Annotated in this window: 22 protein-coding genes and 1 tRNA gene; 18 read left to right on the top strand and 5 right to left on the bottom strand. The window is 65.8% G+C overall.

The window, feature by feature from the left end:
* Window positions 1-66 precede the first annotated feature (66 nt).
* Window positions 67-390 carry a hypothetical protein gene (locus P0M04_RS09490; RefSeq protein WP_259451864.1) on the bottom strand — a complete coding sequence of 108 codons (324 nt, stop codon included), beginning with the start codon at window positions 388-390 and terminating at the stop codon, window positions 67-69.
* Between the two features lie 275 nt (window positions 391-665).
* Between P0M04_RS09490 and P0M04_RS09485 the strand changes: the two genes are divergently transcribed.
* From P0M04_RS09485 to P0M04_RS09440, 10 genes are all read left to right on the top strand, one after another.
* Complete coding sequence (locus tag P0M04_RS09485; RefSeq protein WP_259451863.1) at window positions 666-1,109, top strand: YchJ family protein; 444 nt, start codon at window positions 666-668, stop codon at window positions 1,107-1,109.
* 41 nt (window positions 1,110-1,150) lie between these two features.
* Complete coding sequence (locus tag P0M04_RS09480) at window positions 1,151-2,758, top strand: carboxyl transferase domain-containing protein (RefSeq protein WP_259451862.1); 1,608 nt, start codon at window positions 1,151-1,153, stop codon at window positions 2,756-2,758.
* Window positions 2,759-2,768: 10 nt separating this feature from the next.
* A complete protein-coding gene (locus tag P0M04_RS09475; protein WP_259451861.1) occupies window positions 2,769-3,554 on the top strand; it encodes an enoyl-CoA hydratase/isomerase family protein in 786 nt (261 codons plus the stop codon).
* Window positions 3,555-3,575: 21 nt separating this feature from the next.
* Window positions 3,576-4,919 (top strand): adenosylmethionine--8-amino-7-oxononanoate transaminase, encoded by a 1,344-nt coding sequence (gene bioA / locus P0M04_RS09470; protein WP_259451860.1) that lies wholly within the window; start codon window positions 3,576-3,578, stop codon window positions 4,917-4,919.
* Window positions 4,919-6,109 carry an 8-amino-7-oxononanoate synthase gene (bioF, locus tag P0M04_RS09465; protein WP_259451967.1) on the top strand — a complete coding sequence of 397 codons (1,191 nt, stop codon included), beginning with the start codon at window positions 4,919-4,921 and terminating at the stop codon, window positions 6,107-6,109. Before bioA ends, bioF begins: the two co-directional genes overlap by 1 nt.
* Window positions 6,110-6,206: 97 nt before the next feature.
* The gene (gene bioD, locus P0M04_RS09460) at window positions 6,207-6,911 is read left to right on the top strand and encodes a dethiobiotin synthase (protein WP_307734395.1); all 705 of its coding nucleotides are present in this window, start codon (window positions 6,207-6,209) and stop codon (window positions 6,909-6,911) included.
* Window positions 6,912-6,930: 19 nt separating this feature from the next.
* Window positions 6,931-7,959 (top strand): biotin synthase BioB, encoded by a 1,029-nt coding sequence (gene bioB / locus P0M04_RS09455; protein ID WP_259451858.1) that lies wholly within the window; start codon window positions 6,931-6,933, stop codon window positions 7,957-7,959.
* 109 nt (window positions 7,960-8,068) lie between these two features.
* Window positions 8,069-10,078 (top strand): acetyl/propionyl/methylcrotonyl-CoA carboxylase subunit alpha, encoded by a 2,010-nt coding sequence (locus P0M04_RS09450; RefSeq protein WP_259451857.1) that lies wholly within the window; start codon window positions 8,069-8,071, stop codon window positions 10,076-10,078.
* Window positions 10,079-10,160: 82 nt separating this feature from the next.
* Window positions 10,161-11,102 carry a 2-hydroxyacid dehydrogenase gene (locus P0M04_RS09445; RefSeq protein ID WP_259451966.1) on the top strand — a complete coding sequence of 314 codons (942 nt, stop codon included), beginning with the start codon at window positions 10,161-10,163 and terminating at the stop codon, window positions 11,100-11,102.
* A gap of 9 nt (window positions 11,103-11,111) precedes the next feature.
* Window positions 11,112-12,026 carry a hydroxymethylglutaryl-CoA lyase gene (locus P0M04_RS09440; protein ID WP_259451856.1) on the top strand — a complete coding sequence of 305 codons (915 nt, stop codon included), beginning with the start codon at window positions 11,112-11,114 and terminating at the stop codon, window positions 12,024-12,026.
* A gap of 44 nt (window positions 12,027-12,070) precedes the next feature.
* Here the strand turns inward: P0M04_RS09440 and P0M04_RS09435 are convergent.
* Window positions 12,071-12,147: transfer RNA gene (locus P0M04_RS09435), tRNA-Pro, on the bottom strand.
* Window positions 12,148-12,227: 80 nt separating this feature from the next.
* Here P0M04_RS09435 and P0M04_RS09430 point away from each other — a divergent pair.
* On the top strand, window positions 12,228-12,860 hold the full coding sequence (locus tag P0M04_RS09430) for a hypothetical protein (RefSeq protein WP_259451855.1): 633 nt from the start codon (window positions 12,228-12,230) through the stop codon (window positions 12,858-12,860).
* 6 nt (window positions 12,861-12,866) lie between these two features.
* Here the strand turns inward: P0M04_RS09430 and rsmI are convergent, their stop codons facing one another.
* Complete coding sequence (gene rsmI / locus P0M04_RS09425; RefSeq protein ID WP_259451854.1) at window positions 12,867-13,775, bottom strand: 16S rRNA (cytidine(1402)-2'-O)-methyltransferase; 909 nt, start codon at window positions 13,773-13,775, stop codon at window positions 12,867-12,869.
* A gap of 13 nt (window positions 13,776-13,788) precedes the next feature.
* Between rsmI and P0M04_RS09420 the strand changes: the two genes are divergently transcribed.
* The 7 genes from P0M04_RS09420 (at window position 13,789) to P0M04_RS09390 (ending at window position 18,184) form a co-directional block, all read left to right on the top strand.
* Window positions 13,789-15,030, top strand: a complete 1,242-nt coding sequence (locus P0M04_RS09420) for a penicillin-binding protein activator (RefSeq protein ID WP_259451853.1) — start codon at window positions 13,789-13,791, stop codon at window positions 15,028-15,030.
* A gap of 1 nt (window position 15,031) precedes the next feature.
* Window positions 15,032-15,391, top strand: a complete 360-nt coding sequence (locus tag P0M04_RS09415) for a YraN family protein (protein ID WP_259451852.1) — start codon at window positions 15,032-15,034, stop codon at window positions 15,389-15,391.
* Between the two features lie 56 nt (window positions 15,392-15,447).
* Complete coding sequence (locus tag P0M04_RS09410; RefSeq protein ID WP_259451851.1) at window positions 15,448-16,044, top strand: phosphoheptose isomerase; 597 nt, start codon at window positions 15,448-15,450, stop codon at window positions 16,042-16,044.
* Window positions 16,034-16,690 (top strand): BON domain-containing protein, encoded by a 657-nt coding sequence (locus P0M04_RS09405; protein WP_259451850.1) that lies wholly within the window; start codon window positions 16,034-16,036, stop codon window positions 16,688-16,690. Before P0M04_RS09410 ends, P0M04_RS09405 begins: the two co-directional genes overlap by 11 nt.
* Window positions 16,691-16,715: 25 nt before the next feature.
* Window positions 16,716-17,228 (top strand): peroxiredoxin family protein, encoded by a 513-nt coding sequence (locus P0M04_RS09400; RefSeq protein WP_259451849.1) that lies wholly within the window; start codon window positions 16,716-16,718, stop codon window positions 17,226-17,228.
* An 80-nt stretch (window positions 17,229-17,308) separates the two neighbouring features.
* Window positions 17,309-17,941, top strand: coding sequence for a hypothetical protein (locus P0M04_RS09395; protein WP_259451848.1), 633 nt, complete (start codon window positions 17,309-17,311; stop codon window positions 17,939-17,941).
* Between the two features lie 36 nt (window positions 17,942-17,977).
* Window positions 17,978-18,184, top strand: coding sequence for a hypothetical protein (locus P0M04_RS09390; RefSeq protein WP_259451847.1), 207 nt, complete (start codon window positions 17,978-17,980; stop codon window positions 18,182-18,184).
* A 21-nt stretch (window positions 18,185-18,205) separates the two neighbouring features.
* Here P0M04_RS09390 and P0M04_RS09385 read toward each other — a convergent pair whose 3' ends face one another.
* Together P0M04_RS09385 and lipA are read right to left on the bottom strand one after the other, a co-directional pair.
* Window positions 18,206-20,194 (bottom strand): helicase-related protein, encoded by a 1,989-nt coding sequence (locus P0M04_RS09385; RefSeq protein ID WP_259451846.1) that lies wholly within the window; start codon window positions 20,192-20,194, stop codon window positions 18,206-18,208.
* Window positions 20,195-20,297: 103 nt separating this feature from the next.
* A complete protein-coding gene (lipA, locus tag P0M04_RS09380) occupies window positions 20,298-21,293 on the bottom strand; it encodes a lipoyl synthase (RefSeq protein ID WP_259451845.1) in 996 nt (331 codons plus the stop codon).

The following is a 21,293-nucleotide window of genomic DNA, read 5'->3' as shown; positions in this document are numbered from 1 at the left end:
ATCCACGGCCAAACGACTAGCACCGAGAATTTGAAAGAAGATTAGCGCTCCGGGGAAGACTGAACTTTAGTGGCTATCGACCTGCACCCCGCACTCGTGCAAGCGCAGTCGGGTCTTACTGTTGTCATCAATGGTGACAGTAATATCGGCAAAACTCCCCAGCTTCATGCTGTCGCACGGCACCCGCAAGTGATACTTGCCCGGCTTGAGGTCGACAGGCTGACCGCGATGAACAACAGCGTCGGCCAGTTCCCCCGCCTGCACCCGCTCAAAAAACCGCGCCTTCGCCCGCTTCGGCACATCCTTCTCGACCGTGACTTCCGCCGCTACAGCCGTGGCCAGAACGTTCAACAGGGCAGCGGTGAGGACAACACTGCGGATTGCAGACATGGCTGTCTTCTTAAAGCACCAAAACGTTGCCAATATACAACCACTTAGGCGATTTGTGCCATTCTTACATCACTTTCCGGCGCTATCTCAGGTAAAAGATGTGGAACAGCCATCGCGGGCACCCACAAACAAAAAATTTCTCCGCCCATTTAATAGGCAGTTCATTTATTTTCGGCAAAAGATCTGGGCAGATGCATCAAATGCGGTCCATCTGCCGTTATCCCACATGACAGCCCCGCTCACCCTGCCCCCGGAAATGGCGGATAATTGCCGCCATGTCTACTCCTGCGAAGCCTCTCCCCTGTCCTTGCGGTGGCCCGTCGATCATGCGCTGCTGCGGCCCGTTCATCGCCGGCGCGGAACTGCCGCCGACGGCCGAGGTGTTGATGCGCTCCCGCTACACGGCCTTCGTGATGCGGGACGAAGCCTACCTGCGCGCCACCTGGCACCCCAGTACGCGGCCGACGGAACCCATCATCGACCAAAAGCAACCGGTTCAATGGCTCGGACTTGAGATAAAATCTGCTTTACGTTTACGTCAACGTAAAGCAGACCTGCCGGAAAACCCCAACGAAGACACCGTCGAATTCGTCGCCCGCTTCAAGGTCCACGGCCGCGCCCACCGGTTGCATGAAGTCAGCCGGTTCCTGCGCGAGCCGGACCCTGCCGTGGGTGGCAAGATGCGGTGGTTCTATGTGGACGGCAGTTTCCCTGAATAAAACCGCGCCACAAGCCGCGACACAGCAGGAGACAGGATCCGATGCCCCAGATCGACACGAAACTCAACCCGCGCAGCGAAGATTTCAAAGCCAACGCCGCCGCCATGCAAACCCTCGTCGACGACTTGCGCGCCAAGGTGGCGCAGGTCGCCAAGGGGGGCGGCGAGGCCGCATGTGCGAAGCACGTCGCGCGCGGCAAGCTGCTGCCGCGCGAGCGCGTGCAGATGCTCCTCGATCCGGGAACGCCCTTCCTCGAATTTTCCCAGATGGCCGCTTACGCGATGTACGAGGATGCTGCCCCAAGCGCGGGCATCATCACGGGCATCGGCCGCGTGGCGGGCCAGGAATGCGTGATCGTCTGTAACGACGCCACCGTCAAGGGCGGCACGTATTACCCGATGACGGTCAAAAAACACCTGCGCGCGCAGGAGATCGCCGAGCAGAACAACCTGCCCTGCATCTACCTCGTCGACTCGGGCGGCGCCAACCTGCCGAACCAGGACGACGTGTTCCCCGACCGCGATCATTTCGGCCGCATCTTCTATAACCAGGCGAATCTGTCGTCGAAAGGCATCCCGCAGATCGCCGTCGTGATGGGTTCCTGCACGGCCGGCGGCGCATACGTCCCGGCGATGAGCGACGAGTCCATCATCGTCAAGGAACAGGGCACGATCTTCCTGGGCGGTCCGCCGCTGGTGAAAGCGGCGACGGGTGAAGTCGTCACGGCCGAGGACCTCGGCGGCGGCGATGTTCATACGCGCCTGTCCGGCGTCGCGGACCATCTGGCGCAGGACGACACCCACGCGCTGGCGCTCGCGCGCACGATTGTCTCGAACCTGAACCGCGTGAAACCCCAGCAGGGCGCGCTGCGTGAAAGCAGCGAGCCGAAATATGCGCCGGAAGAGCTGTACGGCGTCATCCCCGTCGACACGAGAAAACCGTTCGACGTGCGCGAAGTCATCGCGCGCATCGTGGACGGCAGCGAGTTCGACGAATTCAAGGCGCGCTACGGCTCGACGCTCGTCTGCGGCTTCGCCCACATCTTCGGCATGAAGGTGGGGATCATCGCCAACAACGGCATCCTGTTCTCGGAATCCGCGCTGAAGGGCACGCACTTCATCGAACTGTGCTGCCAGCGCAAGATCCCACTCGTCTTCCTGCAGAACATCACCGGCTTCATGGTCGGCCGCAAGTACGAGAACGAAGGTATCGCCCGCAATGGCGCCAAGATGGTGACCGCGGTCGCGACGGCCTCCGTGCCCAAGTTCACCGTGATCATCGGCGGCAGCTTCGGCGCCGGCAATTACGGCATGTGCGGCCGCGCGTTCTCGCCGCGCTTCCTGTGGATGTGGCCGAATGCGCGCATCTCCGTGATGGGCGGCGACCAGGCGGCGTCCGTGCTGGCGACCGTCAAGCGCGACGGCATCGAGGCGCGCGGCGGCCAGTGGAGTGCGGACGAAGAAGCCGCGTTCAAGCAGCCGATCAAGGAACAGTACGAACACCAGGGCCACCCGTATTACGCCACCGCGCGCCTGTGGGACGACGGCGTGATCGATCCGGCCGATACGCGCATGGTGCTCGGCCTGGGCCTCTCGGCCGCGCTGAACGCGCCGATCGAGGACACGAAGTTCGGCGTGTTCCGCATGTGAGGAGACAGACATGGACTACCAGACCCTCACCGTCACGATCACGGACCGCATCGGCCAGGTCACGCTGAACCGGCCCGACCTGCGCAACGCGTTCAACGAACAAAGCATCGCGGAACTGGCTCTCGCCTTCGACGAACTGGGACGCAATGAGCTCGTACGCGCCATCGTGCTGGCCGCGAACGGCCCCGCGTTCTGCGCCGGCGCGGACCTGAACTGGATGAAGAAGATGGCCGGTTATTCGGACAGCGAAAACCGCGCCGACGCCATGCGCCTCGCCGACATGCTGCGCACGATTTATGTCTGCCCGAAGCCTGTCGTGGCCAAGGTGCAGGGCGACTGCTACGCCGGCGGCATGGGCCTCGTGGCCGCGTGCGACGTGGTCGTCTCGGTCGATACGGCCAACTTCTGCCTGTCGGAAGTGAAGCTTGGACTGATCCCCGCGACGATCTCGCCGTACGTGATCAAGGCGATGGGAGAACAGGCCGCGCGCCGCTGGTTCCTCACGGCCGAACGCTTCGACGCGAAGGAAGCCCACCGCATCGGCTTCGTGCACGAGATCGTGCCGGCCGCGGACCTCGACACGAAGGTCGCCGGCATCGTGCAGGCGCTGGCCAACAACAGCCCGAACGCCGTGCGCGAAGCGAAGACGCTCGTGCGCGAGATCGCCGGTGCACCCGTCACGGAAGCGCTGCTGGAAGACACGGCGGGCCGCATCGCGGGCATCCGCGCGTCGCTCGAAGGGCGCGAGGGCGTCGCCTCATTTCTCGAAAAACGCCGGCCTTCATGGCTGGACTAGCTAGACCAAACAGGACGTAGATTGAAACCCACCACCACTTCCTCCGACTGGATCGCGCGCAGCCTGCGCAGCGTCTGGCATCCATGCACGCAAATGCAGCACCACGAAGAGGTGCCGCTGATCGCCGTCAGCCACGCCAAGGGGCCGTGGTTGTACGACCATGAAGGCCGACGCTACCTGGACGGCATCAGCTCGTGGTGGGTCAATCTGTTCGGCCACGCGAACCCGCGCATCAACGCGGCGTTGAAAGACCAGCTGGACAAGCTGGAACACGCGATGCTCGCGGGTTTTACGCATGAACCGGTGATCGAGCTGTCGGAACAGCTGGCCGCATTGACGGGTCACCAGCTCGGCCACGCGTTCTATGCATCGGACGGCGCATCCGCCGTCGAAATCGCGCTCAAGATGAGTTTTCATTACTGGCGCAACGCGGGCTATGCGGACAAGCAGGAATTCGTCTGCCTGCAGGGTTCCTACCACGGCGAGACCGTCGGCGCGCTCGGCGTGACCGATGTCGCGCTGTTCAAGGATGCCTACGGCCCGTTGCTGCGCGCCGCGCGGACCGTGTCGTCACCGGATGCGCGCAACGCCGTCGACGGCGAGTCCGCGCAGGACGTCGCGCTGCGTGCGGCGAAGGATGTCGAGGCGCTGTTCGCGGAGCGCGCCGACCGCATCGCCGCCATCATCGTCGAGCCGCTCGTGCAGTGCGCGACGGGCATGGCGATGCACGACCCGCTGTACCTGCAGCGTCTGCGCGAGCTGTGCGACAAGTACCACGTGCACCTGATCGCCGACGAGATCGCGGTCGGCTGCGGCCGCACCGGCACGTTCTTCGCGTGCGAACAGGCCGCGATCTGGCCGGACTTCATGTGCCTTTCCAAAGGCATCAGCGGCGGCTATCTGCCGCTGTCGCTCGTCCTCACCACCGACAAGGTGTATGAGGCGTTCTACAGCGAAGACATCACGCGCGGCTTCCTGCACTCGCATTCCTACACGGGCAACGCGCTGGCCTGCCGCGCCGCGCTGGCGACCCTGCAGATCTTCCGGGACGACGACGTGTTGAACAGGAACCGCGAGACGGCCACGCGCCTGATGGTGGAACTGGCGCCGCTGCTGGATCACAAGCGCGTGACGAACTTCCGCCAGCGCGGCATGATCCTCGCGTTCGACGCGGTGGAGCCGGACACGCAGCGCGCCTCGACGTTCGCCCGCCGCTTCTTCACGAGCGCCGTGGAAAACGAGCTGTTATTGCGGCCCATCGGCCGCACCGTGTACCTGATGCCGCCGTACGTGCTGGACGAGGAAGAGATCGTGGGCCTCGCGGCGCGCACGCGCAAGGTGTTCGAAGAAGTGATCGCCGAATGATGACGAACCTGATCGACAACGTCCGCGCCCAGCTGGACGAGCTGGCAAGCCGCAACTTGACCCGCCACCGCCGCACGGCGGAGACGCCCTGCGCACCGCGCCAGGTCGTCGACGGCCGGGACATGCTCGCATTCTGCAGCAACGATTACCTGGGTCTCGCCGCGCACCCGCGCGTCGTGGCAGCGCTGCGTGAAGGCGCGAGCCTGTATGGCGCCGGCAGCGGCGCGTCGCACCTCGTGTCGGGCCACAGCCGCGCGCATGCGCTGCTGGAAGAGCGACTGGCCGCGTTCGAAGCGCCGCACCTCGAATCCGCACGCGCACTGTACTTCTGCACCGGCTACATGGCGAACCTCGCCGTGCTGACGGGGCTGGGCAGCGCGCCCGATGCGATGATCTTCTCGGAAGCGCTGAACCACGCGTCCCTGATCGACGGTGCCCGCCTCGCGCGTGCGGGCGTGACCGTGTATCCGCACGGGGACGTGGCCGCGCTGGAAGAGAAACTGGCCGCGAGCGAAGCGCCCACCAAAATCGTCGTCACGGACAGCGTGTTCAGCATGGACGGCGACCTCGCCCCGCTGCCGCAATTGCTGGCCCTGTGCGAACGCCATGGCGCGTGGCTCGTCGTCGACGATGCGCACGGCTTCGGCGTCCTGGGAGATCGCGGACGCGGCGCGCTGGAACATTTCGGCCTGCGCTCGCCGAACCTCGTCTACATCGGCACGCTGGGCAAGGCGGCCGGCGTGGGCGGCGCGTTCATCGCCGCGCACGAGGACGTGATCGAGCTGATGATCCAGCGCGCGCGCCCGTACATCTATACGACGGCCGCCGCGCCCGCGCTCGCGCACGCGCTGCTGGCCAGTGTCGATATCATCGAGGGCGACGAAGGCGAAAAACGTCGCGCCGACCTGCGTGCGCGCATCGCGCAACTGGACGCGGGCCTGCGTCTGGAACGCTGGCAGCGTCCCGTGTCGACGACGGCGATCCAGCCCATCATCATCGGCGCCAACGACGAGGCGATGGCCGTGGCGGCGCGCCTGCACGAACAAGGCCTATGGGTGCCGGCGATCCGTCCGCCGACCGTGGCGGTGGGCACGGCGCGTTTGCGCGTCACGCTGTCCGCCGCGCATACCGAACAAGACGTCGCGCAGTTGATTACTGCGCTCAACCAGCTGGAAAGGACCTGGGCATGAGCCTCAACGAGCCCGAACAATCCGTCGGCGCCATCGACGTGGCGCCGACGGCCACCGCGGTGCCGGCCGCCATCCCGCGCCCTTGGCCGCGGAAGGCGTGCCGACGCGCTTCGCCTGCTTCGTGACGGGCACCGACACGGAGATCGGCAAGACGCTGATCTCCAGCGCCATCCTCCATAAACTCGTGCAACACGGCGTGCGCGCGTGCGGCATGAAGCCCATCGCGGCCGGCGCCGAGGAACGCGACGGTATACTCCACAACGACGACGCCGCCATGCTGCGCGCGGCCGGCAACGTGCAGCTGCCGCAATCGATCACGACGCCGTACCTGCTGCGCGAACCGTGCGCTCCGCACATCGCGGCCGCGCTGGAAGGCGTGACCATCGAACCCGTGCCCATCCTGACGGCGTATGCCGAAATCCTGGGCGCGTCCGACGCGACCGTCGTCGAAGGCGTAGGCGGTTTCTGCGTGCCGTTCTCCGACGATTTCGACAGCGCCGACTTGGCCGTACAATTCGGGTTGCCCGTCGTCCTCGTCGTCGGCATGCGCCTGGGCTGCATCAACCATGCTTTACTGACGGCCGAGGCGATCGTCGCGCGCGGCCTCGTGCTCGCGGGCTGGGTCGCCAACCAGGTGGACCCGGACATGCGTTTCGCGGACGAAAACGTCGCGGAACTCGAACGCCGCCTGCCCGCACCACTGCTCGGCCGCGTGCCGCGCCTGGACGAACCGACGGCCGCCGCGGCGGCCCCCCATATCGAGCTCGCGAGCCTGCCGGGATGGCCGGCCAAGCGCGCCTAACCAAAACAAGGAATCCGAAATGACCCAAGTCGTTACTCTCCACCCGCCGGTCACGCCGGCCTCCCTGCCGAAAGACGCCACCTGGCCGCTGGCCGACGTGCTCGCGCTGTTCGAACTGCCGCTGCCGGACCTGATGTTCCGCGCCCAGCAGGCACACCGCGCCGAGTTCCCCGACGGCGACGTCGAACTCGCGACCCTCCTGTCGATCAAGACGGGCGGCTGCGAGGAAGACTGCGGCTACTGCCCGCAGGCCGCGCGCTACGACACGGGCGTCGAGGCGAAGAAGATCCTCGACCTCGACACCGTGCTGGACGCCGCGCGCGAAGCGAAGGCCAAGGGGGCGACCCGCTTCTGCATGGGCGCCGCATGGCGCAGCCCGAAAGAGCGCGACATGGAAAAGGTCGAAGCCATGGTGCGCGGCGTGAAAGCGCTGGGCATGGAAACCTGCGCGACCCTCGGCATGCTGGAAGAAGGCCAGGCCGAGCAACTGAAGCAGGCGGGCCTGGACTATTACAACCACAACATCGACACCTCGCCGGACTTCTACGGCGACGTGATCTCCACGCGCGAATACCGCGACCGCCTGGACACGCTGGGCCGCGTGCGCACGGCCGGTTTGAAGATCTGCTGCGGCGGCATCGTGGGCATGGGCGAGACGCGTGCCCAGCGCGCGGGCCTGATCGCACAACTGGCCAACATGAACCCGTATCCGGAATCGGTGCCCATCAACCACCTGGTGCAGGTCGAAGGCACGCCGATGCACGGCCTGCCGCCGCTGGACCCGATCGAATTCGTGCGCACGATCGCCGTCGCCCGCATCACGATGCCGAAGGCGCGCGTGCGTCTGTCGGCCGGCCGCCGCGAGCTGGGCGAAGCCGTGCAGGCGATGTGTTTCATGGCCGGCGCCAATTCCATCTTCTACGGCGACAAGCTGCTCACCACGGACAATCCGGAAGCGGACGACGACCGCAAGCTGCTGGAAAAGCTGGGCCTGAAAACCCGCTCGGCGATGCTGGAGTCGGTGCAGAAGGAAAGCTGCGGCTGCTGATCCCACGGCCCCCTCGGGGGCCACAACGCTGTCGGGCCACAAGCCAGGTTTTATCGAAGTCACAGGCCACAAGCCGAGTTTCACAACATATAAAACAGACGAGACACCCATGTTCACGAAGATCCTCATCGCCAACCGTGGCGAAATCGCCTGCCGGGTCGCCGCCACCGCGCGCCGCCTCGGCATCAAGACCGTTGCCGTCTATTCGGAAGCCGACGCCGGCGCGAAACATGTAGCGGTCTGCGATGAAGCGATCCTGCTCGGCCCCGCCGCCGCCAAGGACAGCTACCTGCGCGGCGACAAGATCATCGCCGCGGCGCTGGCCACCGGCGCGCAGGCGATCCACCCGGGCTACGGCTTCCTGTCCGAGAACGCGGAATTCGCGGAAGCCTGCGCGGCCGCGGGCCTCGTGTTCATCGGCCCGCCGGGATCGTCGATGCGCGCGATGGGATCGAAATCGGCCGCCAAGCAGCTGATGGAAGGCGCGGGCGTGCCGCTCGTGCCGGGCTATCACGGCGATGCGCAGGATCCGGAACTGTTGCAATCGGAAGCGAACCGCATCGGCTACCCGGTGCTGCTGAAAGCCAGCGCGGGTGGCGGCGGCAAGGGCATGCGCGTGGTGGAACGGTCCGAGGATTTCCAGGCCGCGCTCGCGTCGTGCAAGCGCGAAGCCATTTCGTCCTTCGGCGACGACAAGGTGCTCGTCGAAAAATATCTTACGCGCCCGCGCCACATCGAGATCCAGGTGTTCGCGGACACGCACGGCAACTGCGTCTATCTGCATGAACGCGACTGCTCCGTGCAGCGCCGTCACCAGAAGGTGCTGGAAGAGGCACCGGCCCCCGGCATGCCGCCCGAGCGCCGCGCCGCGATGGGCGAAGCGGCCGTCGCGGCCGCGCGCGCGGTGGGTTATGTGGGCGCGGGCACCGTCGAATTTATCGCCAACCAGGACGGCACGTTCTACTTCATGGAGATGAACACGCGCCTGCAGGTCGAGCACCCCGTGACCGAGATGATCACGGGGACGGACCTCGTCGAATGGCAGCTGCGCGTGGCCGCTGGCCAGCCGCTGCCGAAGCAGCAGCATGAACTCACGATCCACGGCCACGCGATCGAGGCGCGCGTGTATGCGGAAAATCCGGAGAAGGGTTTCCTGCCCTCGATCGGGACGCTGCAGTGCATGGATACGCCAAGCCACGTGGCGTTCGAACTGGGCGACGTGCGCATCGATTCCGGCGTGCGCGCCGGCGATGCCATCTCGCCGTTCTACGATCCGATGATCGCGAAGCTGATCGTGTGGGGCGCGGACCGCGCACAGGCGCTGGCGCGTATGGCGCAGGCGCTGTCCGAATTCCACATCGTCGGCCTCGCGACGAATATCGCGTTCCTGAAACGCCTCGTCGAAGGCGATGCCTTCGCGCATGCCGACCTGGACACGGGCTTGATCGAACGGAACACGGCAACGCTGTTCCCGCCGGCAGGTCCGGCACCGTTGCCCGCGCTGGCGCTGGCGGCCGTTGCCCTCGTCGCGGCGGAAACGTCGACCAGCAGCAACGCGGCCGACCCGTGGACCAGCACCCACGGCTGGCGCATGAACGGCACGTACCGCCGCCGGCTGGCATTCGGCGACGAGTACGCGGCCACGACCCAGGCCAAGGTCTATGCAATCGACATGGCCTATCATGCGCACGGGTGGACGCTCGAAGCGGACGGCAAGCCGCATCCGCTGGCGCTTGTCTCGCAGCATGACAGCCGCTACGCGATCCGCCTGGACGGCCAGGCCATCCAGGGCACGGTGCGGCGCGACGGCGAAACGCTGCACGTGTTCACCGGCGGCCTGCACCACGTGCTGGATTGGCACGACCCGCTCGCGCATGCCGGCGAGCACGAAACGGCAGACGGCCGCCTGACGGCACCGATGCCGGGCAAGGTGGTGGCGGTGATCGCATCCAGCGGGCAGCTCGTCAAAAAGGGCGAGCCGCTCGTGATCATGGAAGCGATGAAGATGGAACACACGATTGCCGCACCGAGCGATGGCCTGGTCGAGGAAGTCTTGTACCAGGTCGGCGACCAGGTCGCGGATGGCGCACCGCTGCTGGCCTTCAAGGCGGCAGCGTAATACACGCCGTGGCGGAGACCACGGCGCAGAAACACCAACGAGACAGCACACGCAATCCATAACAATTATCAGGAGACGAATGATGCGGATACTGCTGTACAGGGGTGACGGTGTCATCGAACCGTGGGCCCGTGATTTTGCTGATGCATTGCCGCACGCGGAGACCGTCGTGTGGCGCGAGAACATGTCGCTGGCGTCGCAACCACCTTGCGACTACGCCGTCGTGTGGGCGCCGACGCCGCAGCTGCTCGACCAGCTGGCTCACGTGAAGGCGATCTTCCTGATGGGCGCCGGCGTCGACGCGCTGCTGAAGTTCGGCGACGCGCTGCCGCCCGTCCCCATCGTCCGCCTGGGCGATGCGGGCATGGCCGAGCAGATGGCGGAGTACGTGGCGTATGCGACCCTGCGCTACTTCCGCCGCTTCGACGATTACGAACAGCAGGCGCGCCAGGGCATCTGGAACCCGCTGGAAACGCGCCGTCGCAAGGCCGACTTCACCGTCGGCGTGCTGGGCCTCGGCAAGCTCGGGATGCCCGTGCTGCGCACCCTGCGCCAGCTCGGGTTTCCCGTGCGCGGCTGGAGCCGGTCGCCGAAGGACGTGCCGGGCGTGCCATGCTTTGCCGGCATGGACGAACTGGGCGATTTTTTGTCCGGCACGCAGGTCCTCGTCTGCATGCTGCCGCTCACGCCCGAGACGACGAACCTGCTCGACCGCGCGCACCTGTCGCAGCTGCCCGAAGGCGCCTACGTGATCAACGTGGCACGCGGCGCGCTGCTGGCCGAGCCGGACCTGCTGGCGTTGATCCGCGCCGGCCACATCGCGGGCGCCACCCTGGACGTGTTCCGCAACGAACCGCTGCCGGCCCCGCATCCGTTCTGGAACGAGCCGCGCATCACCATCACGCCGCACATCTCCGCGCTCACCCTGCGCGAGGAAGCGGTGCGCCAGATCGCGGCGAAGATCGAGAAGCTGGAACGGGGCGAGGCCATCGACGACATCGTCGACCGCGCCCGCGGCTACTAGGAAACCACCATGCACAATTCACTCCCCAAACACGTCAGGATCGTCGAGGTCGGCCCGCGCGACGGGCTGCAGAACGAAAAGGAAGCGGTGTCCGCCGCGGTCAAGATCGAACTGGTCGACCGCCTTTCCCGCGCGGGCTTCCGCAATATCGAGGCGGCGTCGTTCGTCTCGCCGAAGTGGGTGCCGCAAATGGCGACCAGCACGGAGGTCATGGCCGGCATCGCGCGCCGTCCCGGCACGCTGTATTCCGCGCTGACGCCGAACATGCAGGGCTTCGAGGCGGCGCTGGCCGCAAAAGCGGATGAAGTCGTGATCTTCGGCTCCGCGTCGGAAGCGTTCTCGCAGCGGAACATCAACTGCTCGATCGCGGAATCCATCGCGCGCTTCGAACCCGTGGCGAAAGCAGCGAAGGACAACGGCCTGCGCCTGCGCGGCAGCATCAGCTGCGCGTTCGGCTGCCCGTACCAGGGCGACGTGCCGCTGGATGCCGTCGCCGACGTCGTGGGCCGCATGCGCGACCTCGGCTGCGATGAAATCGACATCGCCGACACGATCGGCGTCTCGACCCCACGCAAGACGCAGGCCGTGATGGAAGCGGCGGCGCGCGCGTTCGCGCTGGACCGCATCTCCGGCCACTTCCACGACACCTACGGCCAGGCACTCGCCAACATCTACGCCAGCCTGGAACTGGGCGTCACGATCTTCCACTCGTCCGTGTCGGGCCTGGGCGGTTGCCCGTATGCAAAGGGGGCGACGGGCAACGTGGCGACGGAGGATGTGGTCTACATGCTGAACGGACTGGGTATCGAGACGGGCATCGACCTCGATCTCGTCGTGGAGGCGGGCGCGTTCATTTCGCAGCATCTCGGCCGCAAGGGCGCGAGCCGCGCGGGCAATGCGTTATTGGCGAAGAAGAGCTTGTAACAAATGAAAAAGGCCGACGATCTCTCGTCGGCCTCTTGCTATACTGGTCGGAGTACAAGGATTCGAACCTTGGACCCTCTGGTCCCAAACCAGATGCGCTACCGGGCTGCGCTACACTCCGAAGACAGCCATCATACCGTCCGGGTACTGTCCAGGTCAAGGAAAGCCCGTGAATTCGTGGTTTTCCGTACAGGTGAAGACGTGACGTTTGCAATCGACAACATCGACGGCGCCCTCCCCGACCGCAAGCAGGTCAACCGCATCGCGGCGGGCATTGCGCTGTCGGTGCTCGCGCACGTGGTGCTGCTCGCTGTCTATCGCCAGCCCGCAACGACGTTGCCCGCCGCGCCGCCGGAACGGCTCACGATCCGTTTACAAGCCGCGCCGCCGCCGCCAGCGCCGCCCGTCGAAGTGAAACCGGCCGAGACGCCGGCCAAACCGATCCCGCGCGCGCAGCCTCCCGCCAAGAAAACCCGCCCCGTGATCGCCGTGCCAGTGGAAAAACGCCAGTCGACCGAGGAAACCTATGCCGTGAAACCGGCACCGGACACGCCCGCGCCGCCGCCGGAACCTGCGACGACGCGGCATTTCGACGTCGACGCCGCCCGCAGCATGGCGCGCGGCATGGCGTCGAAGCTGGCCAACGAACCCGATCCGGACAAGGTGGGCACGGCGCTCGAACGCTTGCCGAAACCGCAACTGCAAACGGAAAGCAAGTTCGAACGGGCGATCAAGCAGGCCAAGCGGCCGGACTGCAAGGATGGCGTGCCCGGGGGCTTGCTGGCGCCGATCTTCCTCGCGATGGACAAGAAGGACAGCGGGTGCAAGTGGTAACGATGCCTACTCGGCGCCCTTGATCTGCAATGCCCGCTCGTACAACGCGTTCTTCTTTTTCCCGGTGATCTGCGCCGCCAGCGCGGCGGCCTGTTTCACCGAACACTCTTCCAGCAGGATGCGCAGCACGCGCTCCGCTTCGACATCGCCTTCATCGTCCTCCGTCTGCGCGCCCTCGACCAGCACGACGAATTCGCCGCGTTCGCGGTTGGCATCGGCCTTCACCCAAGCCAGGGCGTCAGAAAGCGGGCAGCGGTGGATTTCCTCGAACAATTTCGTAAGCTCACGCGCAAAGACCACCTGGCGCGTCGGCTCGAATGCGGCGACGAGAGATTCCACACAGTCCATGATGCGATGCGGTGCCTCATAGAACACGAGCGTCGCCGGCACGGCCTTGAGCGTGGCCAGTTCCGCTTCGCGCTGCTTCGTCTTCGCGGGCAGGAAGCCGACAAAATAGAAGCGGTCGTTCACGAGGCCACTTGCCGACAGCGCCGCGATGGCAGCCGATGAGCCGGGCACGGGGACGACGTGCAGGCCGGCGTCGCGCACGGCGTCGACGATGCGCGCGCCCGGGTCGGACACGGCCGGCGTGCCCGCATCCGACACGAGCGCCACGCGTTCGCCCGCGCGCAGGCGCGTGATGATTTTCTCGGCGACTTCGCGTTCGTTGTGCTGGTGCGCAGCGATCATCTGCTTGTTCAAGCCGAAGCGCGTCAGCAGCGCGCCGGTCTTGCGCGTGTCCTCGCAGGCGACGACGTCGGCCAGCAGCAGCACGTGCAGCGCGCGCAGCGTGATGTCGGTGACGTTGCCGATGGGTGTGGCCACCACGTAAAGCGTTGCGGTAGGATAGGACTGCTGGGCGGCCTCGCCCATGACGGGCAGTTGGGCGATCTGGCTGGACTGGGTTTCTGTCATGTTGGGGATACGGATGAAGATTCTCGAGGCATTGTGCGCCCGGCTGGCCTGGCTGCTCATCTTGATGAGCCTGGGTGGTTATGCCCTGGCCGGCACGCCATGTGCCGGGCCGCAGCGATTGTGCGCGTCCGTGGACACTAACACAAGTGCGCCCGCTCCCCTTCTCGCCATGCTGGATCCGGCCATCCAGCCGAGACCTGCCCGACCGCCACCGAACGAACCCGCTCCACCGCCGCCACCGTCCGCTGTGCCGATCCGCATCGCCCTGCTGCTGCCGATGCGCTCCGCCACGCTGGCGACAGCGGCCGAAGCCGTCCGCGCCGGCTTTATGGCCGGCATGGAACGGGACGGCACGGGCTTCAAGGCCGAGGTCGTCTCGACGGGCGACGCGCCGCGCGACGTGCTCGACGCCTACGCGCGCGCGGCCGTGGCCAGCGACATCATCGTCGGCCCGCTGGCGCGTTCCGCCGTCGCGGCGCTGGCCGACAGCGACGCCGTCACGCGGCCGACCGTCGTGCTGAGCGTGCCTGAAGGCCGGACAGGCGTGTCCCGGACGACAGTACCGCGCGGAATGCTCGTGGTCGGGCTGTCGATCGAGGATGAGGCGCGCCAGGTGGCGGACTGGGCCGCGCGCGAGCATCCGCACGGCCGCGCCCTGATCCTCACGGGCGGCGCGGCCTGGGCGCAGCGGGCGGCCGGTGCGTTCGAGGGGCGCTGGGTCCAGTTGGGCCACACGAACCAGCGCTTCGCGGTACCGTCCGGCGAAGGGGGCAAGGCGGCCATCGAGGAACTGAAGCAGAAACTGGAGATCGACCCACCGGACCTGCTGTTCGCCGCGCTCGACAGCACGGCGTTACGCCCCGTACGCGCGCTGGCCGCCGCGCTCCCCTGCTACGGCGGCGGGCCGGCGAATCCGGGGCGGTCGGCGGCGCCGGACGTCCCTGGCCTCGACGGCGTGCGCCTCCTCGACCTGCCGTGGATCGTGCTGCCCGACCACCCGGCCGTGATGGTCTACCCGCGGCCGCTGAATACGGAACAGCCGCTCGACATGGACCGTCTGTACGCCCTCGGCATCGATGCCTTCCGCGTCGCGCGCGAACTGGCGCTGCGGGATGGCGCGCCGTTCGGCGTGGATGGCGTCACGGGGCGGCTCGACGTGGTCGCCGGCCCCGGCGGCCAGTTGCAGCTGCAGCGGGTCGAAGCGGCCGTCGTCGTCCGCGGCGGCGCGTTCGAGCCCGTCGACAAGGGCCGCTGACATGTGGCCGACCCGGCTGTCGCGCAAGCAGGAGCAGGGGCGGGCGTGGGAAGACGTGGCGCTGGCCTGGCTCGAACGCCACGGTCTCGTCCTGGTGGAAGCGAACTTCCAGTGCAAGCTGGGAGAAATCGACCTGATCCTGCGCGACGGCGCCACCCTCGTGTTCGTGGAAGTGCGCCAGCGCGCGGCCGGGGCCCCAGTCGGCGCGGCGGAAAGCATCACGCCGGCGAAGATTCGCCGCATCATCCGCGCCGCCCAGTTTTATTTACAACGTTTCAATCGCCTGCCGCCCTGCCGCATCGACGTCGTCGCCATCGACGGAGCTCATGTCGAATGGTTAAGGAACGCCATTGAAGTGTAAGCATTTTTTGCTGACCTTGATCGCCGGGCATTGCCACTGCACTATAATCTTTGACTATGAATACTCAACGCATCCTCGCCCACTTCCAGGAAAGCGCCGAACTCAAGATGAAGTCGGCGAATCTCCTCGCACAACCGATTTCTCAAGCGATTGAGCTGATGTTCAATGCGCTTTCCAACGGCAACAAGATCCTCGCCTGCGGCAACGGCGGCTCGGCCGGCGACGCGCAGCACTTCGCCGCCGAACTGGTCGGCCGCTTCGAACGCGAGCGCTTCCCGCTGCCGGCGATCTCGCTGACCACCGACACGTCGATCATCACGGCCGTCGGCAACGACTACAGTTTCAACGAAATCTTCAGCAAGCAGGTACAGGCGTTCGGCCAGGCCGGCGACATCCTGCTGGCGATTTCCACGTCGGGCAACTCGGGCAACGTGCTCGCCGCCGTCGAAGCCGCGCTGGAACGCGAGATGCGCGTCGTTGCCCTGACCGGCAAGGATGGCGGCAAGATCGCGCAGATGCTGACCGACGCCGACGTCCACATCAACGTGCCGCATTCCCGCACCGCCCGCATCCAGGAAGTCCACCTGGTCGCGATCCACAGTATCTGCGACGGCCTCGACGTCGCCCTGTTCGGAGAAGAAGATGCAAATTAACGCCGGCGCCGTGCTGCGTCCCCTGTCGAAGGCCGTCCTGTGCGTGGCCCTGCTGTCGTCCCTGCAAGGCTGCGTCGCGGTCGTGGCGGGTGCCGCCGTCAGCGGCGCCGTCGCGACGGCCGACCGCCGTACGCTGGGCGCACAGACCGAGGACAAGGGCATCGAACTGAAAGCCGCGACCCGGATGGGCAACATCGTCGGCGACGCCGGCCACGTCAACGTCAACAGCTACAACCGCAAGGTGCTGCTGACCGGTGAAGTGAAGGACGAGGCGATGAAACGTGCGGTCGAGAACGAAGTGCGCGGCATCACCAACGTCGATAACGTCATCAACGAACTGCAGGTCGCCGGCCCGTCCAGCTACACGTCGCGCGCCAGCGATGCCCTCATCACCAGCAAGGTCAAGCTCAGCCTCGCGGACAAGAAGACCGTGTCGGCCACCTCGTTCCAGGTCGTGACCGAGGGCGGTACCGTGTACCTGATGGGTCTCGTCACCCAGCGCGAAGGCAATATCGCCGCCGACGTGGCCCAGGGCGTATCGGGTGTCATGCGCGTGGTGAAAATGTTCGAGTACATCAGCGAAGAAGACCTGCGCTCGATGTCGCCGCCGCAACAGCAGCAAGCCGAGCCCCGCGGCACGTCGTAACACACCGGCTGATGGGGATGAGACCATGACCACTTCACAACGCACCTGGATCAAGCCGGCCGCCATCGGCGCGGCCGTGCTGGCGATCGCCGGCATCGGTTTCGCCACGTTCAGCCAGCAGCAGCAGGCGCCCGACGTCACGTTCATCACCATCGCCGGCCAGAAGATCAGCTCGCAGGACTTGCGGGGTAAGGTCGTGATGGTCAATTTCTGGGCGACGTCGTGCACTACCTGCGTGAAAGAAATGCCGCAGATGGTCGAGACGTACAACAAGTTCAAGCAGGACGGCCTGGAATTCGTCGCCGTGGCGATGAGTTACGATCCGCCAAACTATGTCTTGAACTACGCCGAGACGCGCAAGCTGCCCTTCAAAGTGGCGCTCGATTCGGGCGGCGACCTGGCGAAGCAGTTCGGCGACGTCAACATGACGCCGACCACCTTTGTCATCGGCAAGGATGGCAAGATCCTCAAGCGCTACCTGGGCGAGCCGGATTTTGCATCGCTGCACGCATTGCTGCAGAAATCTCTGAAATCGTAACGGTTCCGGCACACCGCTGACCTCCCGCAAACGCCGAGGTCTTGTTCGGCACAAGCTTGATGCCGGCAAAGGAGGATGCGATGCGCAAGCTGATCAAGTACGCCCTCGTTGCGGGCCTGCTGGCGGCAGCAGGCTGCAGCAGCGTGGACACCGGTCTGCGCAACACCGTGGTGTTGCATTACCAGCACGTTGCCAACGTCCACCGGATCGATTTCACCAGCCCGGTCGGGCTGCCGAACCACGCGCCCGTCCAGTTCGTGCTGCCGCTGGACTCGCACGGATTCTGGGCCGTGTTCCTGCTGTGCGACCTGGACGTCACCGGCGCCAATATCCCCAGTTTTTATTTCGACGCTGACCGTCTCCGCGTGCAATACGGCGACCAGCGCTACGGGCCGCTGCGGCCGTACACGCTGCGGCTGGAAGACACGGCCGACATCAACAGCCGCTTCGACACGGACGCGCTCGCGGATGCGATCGCGGCCGAACTCCAGCGCGGGCCGTCGAGCAAGGTCTTCCGGCACGGCTATTATGCGCAGCTGAATTACCGCTTCGCCGTCTATGTCCCGCGCGCGCTGGCCGACTATTCCGGCGACCAGTTGAGACTGCGCTACGAAGGCGGTCGGACGCTGGCGCTGGGCAATGGCTATCCGCCCGCCGACATCGCAAATGCCGGCCCCGGGGGTTCCGGCATCGCCGCGCGCTGCCTGCCGTGAACGGCGTAAGCTGGCGTCATCGACACGGAGACGATCATGGACGCGAGCAACCAACCATTGACGGTCGAGCAGGCCTACCGCGCCATGCTCGCCTTCCTCGAACGCGAAGTCGACTTGACGGAGTCCAGCGACTTGGCCGACCTGCTGGCCGGCTACCGGCTGGATAAAGACGGCCGGACGAGCGATCCGACCCTGTGGGAAGAATGGCTGGAAGCCGTCGGGCGGGCCCGGCAGCTGCCTTGAATCGAGCTTACCTGCGCCGGCTCACCAGCGCCCCCGCTCCTTCTTGGCCTGCCGCTTGCGCGTGGCCGCATTCTGCTGCTGCAGCAGCGCATCGACGCGCTCGGATGCTTCGCGCGCCAGCGTCTGCGCTTCCTCGATGCTGGGGAAGAATTCCGGCATACGGTAGCCGAGCCAGGCATAGGCCGAGTACATGCGGCACGTGTCCTCGACTTCCTGCAGGTTTTGCCAGAACAATTCCTGTGGATGGGGCTGGAGCTTGCAGACCTTCCGTTTCGCCAGCGACTGCGCCCAATGCGACCACGCGCTTTCCAGCGTGGGCACCCTGGTCGAGATGGGCACGAGCGACATCGTGAATTTTTCCGCCACGCTCAGGTCCAGCGTATCGAGCCATTCCGCGCGCTCGTTCTGTTCTTCCGTGATGCGCGGGTAGAAAAAGCCGTCCGGCACGTCGATGTTGTGCACGAACCGTTTGAGCAGCTTCACCAGCGACGTCTCGCCCGTCACCGACGAGATGCGATGCAGTTGCTCCAGCGACGGGGCCACCGCGAAACCGCTGGCCGGTACGGGCGGAATCTTTTCCTTCATCAACGAGCGCATGACCTCGTGCGTGTCGTCGTCGTAGCCGGCCACGAAACCTTCCTCGTGGACGCCGTAGCGGCCCGCGCGGCCGGCGATTTGCTTGGCGAGCGCTGCCGAGATTTCTTCTTCCTCGACACCGTTGTACTTGACGGCCGTCGTCATCACGATGCGCTGGATCGGCATGTTCAAACCCATCGCGAGGGCATCGGTGCCGACGACGATGTCGGCCTGCCCTTCGCGGAAGCGCTCGGCCTGCGCACGCCGCACTTCCGGAGACAGATTGCCGTAGACGGTGGCGACGGACAGGCCCATCTCCGTGATCATGTCGCGCCACATCAGCACCTCGCGCCGCGAGAAGGCGATGACGGCGTCGCCCCGCTTCAGGTTGCGTAGCTTGCGCACGGCGCCGGGTTCCATCGACAGCGGTGCCTTGCGTTTCAGCACGTGCACTTCGAGCGGACATTCCAGGCGCTCGGCCAGCGCCTCGATTGCGCGCCGCGCTTCCGGTGCGCCCACGAGGTAAACGGTCGACGCCGGCGCACCGCATACGGCGGCCGTCCAGGCGGCACCGCGGTCGCGGTCGGCCAGCATCTGGATCTCGTCGATGACGGCGACCTGCACGGGCGTTTTCGTGTCCAGCATCTCGACGGTGCTCGCGACATGCGTGGCGCCTTCCGCCAGGCGGCGTTCCTCACCCGTGATCAGGCTGACCTTGATGGGCTCGCCGTCCTTGCCCTCGGCATTCTGCAGGCGCTCGTAGTTTTCCAGCGCCAGCAGACGCAGCGGTGCCAGGTAGACGCCACTGTCGGCCTGGGCCAGGTGTTCCATCGCGCGGTGCGTCTTGCCGGAGTTGGTCGGGCCCAGCAGCGCGATGAAGCGGCGCGCCATCTTGCTGGCCACCTCGAACGACGCCGGGTACTCGGCCAGGTTGATGCTTTCCTTGGTGCGCGCGGCGTGGCGCTCTTCCTGCTCGCGCTCGCCGGCGTGCAGCAGGCGCTGGCGGATGCGGTCGAACACGAATTCGGCCGGCTCGGACGTCTCCAGCTCTTCCAGCACGTGCAGGAACAGCATCGGGTCGAAGCCAAACTCGTCTGCCTGGTCGGCGATTTCGCGCACGAATTCCTCGACTTCCTGGTTCAGGTCGTCGACGGCATCGCGCGTGGCCCGTTCCTCGACGAGCTCGCGCCGGGCCAGCAGATCCATCTTGCGCCACTTGCTCGGCTTGGCCAGCACGCCGCGCGACGGCACGAGGCGGTACTCGACGTGCAGGCCGTCCACGCGCACGGCGCCGGCAAAACGCAGGAAGACGCGGCCTTCCATACGGACGAGCTCGACGCCGCGCGCGTGCAGCCCGAGCTCGCGTTCGAGGAACGCGTCGTCGTCCAGGGTGTCGTCGTCGGAAGGAGAAAGTCGGGAGTGGTGTTCGCTCATGTGTCCAATATAACGCGAGTGGTGCGGGCGCACCGTTCGGCAAGCCACGAATGAAAAAAGCGGTGGACGGAAGCCGCCCACCGCTTTTTTTCGTTGCTTGAAATTACGCTGCGACGCCTGCTTCGTGCGCCTGCTGGTCCGCGTGATACGACGAGCGCACCATCGCGCCGACGGCCGCGTGCACGAAGCCCATCTCGTACGCCTTCTCTTCGAACATTTTAAAAGTGTCGGGGTGGACGTAGCGGCGCACCGGCAGGTGCGAGTTCGACGGGGCCAGGTACTGGCCGATGGTCAGCATGTCGATGTCGTGCGCGCGCATGTCGCGCATGACTTCCAGGATTTCCTCGTCCGTCTCCCCCAGGCCGACCATCAGGCCGGACTTCGTCACGGCGTTCGGGTACTTGGCCTTGAAGTCGCGCAGCAGCACCAGCGAGTGCTGGTAGTCGGCGCCCGGGCGCGCTTCCTTGTACAGGCGCGGCACGGTTTCCAGGTTGTGGTTCATCACGTCCGGCAGGCCGTCGGCGAAGATGGCCAGTGCCTTCTCCAGGCGGCCGCGGAAGTCCGGCACCAGCACTTCGATTTTCGTGTTCGGCGACAGCGCGCGCGTTTTCTGGATGCACTCGACGAAGTGGCCGGCGCCGCCGTCACGCAGGTCGTCGCGGTCGACGGAGGTGATCACGACGTACGACAGGCGCAGGTCGGCGATGGTCTTGGCAAGATTCCCCGGCTCGTTCACGTCGAGCGGGTCCGGGCGGCCGTGGCCGACGTCGCAGAACGGGCAGCGGCGCGTGCACTTGTCGCCCATGATCATGAAGGTCGCGGTGCCCTTGCCGAAGCATTCGCCGATGTTCGGGCAGCTCGCTTCCTCGCACACGGTAACGAGGTTGTTGGCGCGCAGGATGTCCTTGATCTCGTAGAAGCGCGACGACGGGCTCGCGGCTTTTACGCGGATCCAGTCAGGCTTCTTGAGACGCTCGTGCTGTTCGAGCGGCACGATCTTGATCGGGATGCGCGACGTCTTGCTTGCGCCTTTCTGCTTTTCGCTCGCGTTGTAAGAAGCTGCTGCTGCTGCGGTGCCGGTGTCGATTTCGGAAGTCAT

It is taken from the genome of Telluria mixta (assembly GCF_029223865.1).
GTDB lineage: Bacteria > Pseudomonadota > Gammaproteobacteria > Burkholderiales > Burkholderiaceae_D > Telluria > Telluria mixta.
The sequence above is the reverse complement of the archived record's forward strand: the minus strand, read 5'-3'. Positions and strand labels throughout refer to the sequence as shown.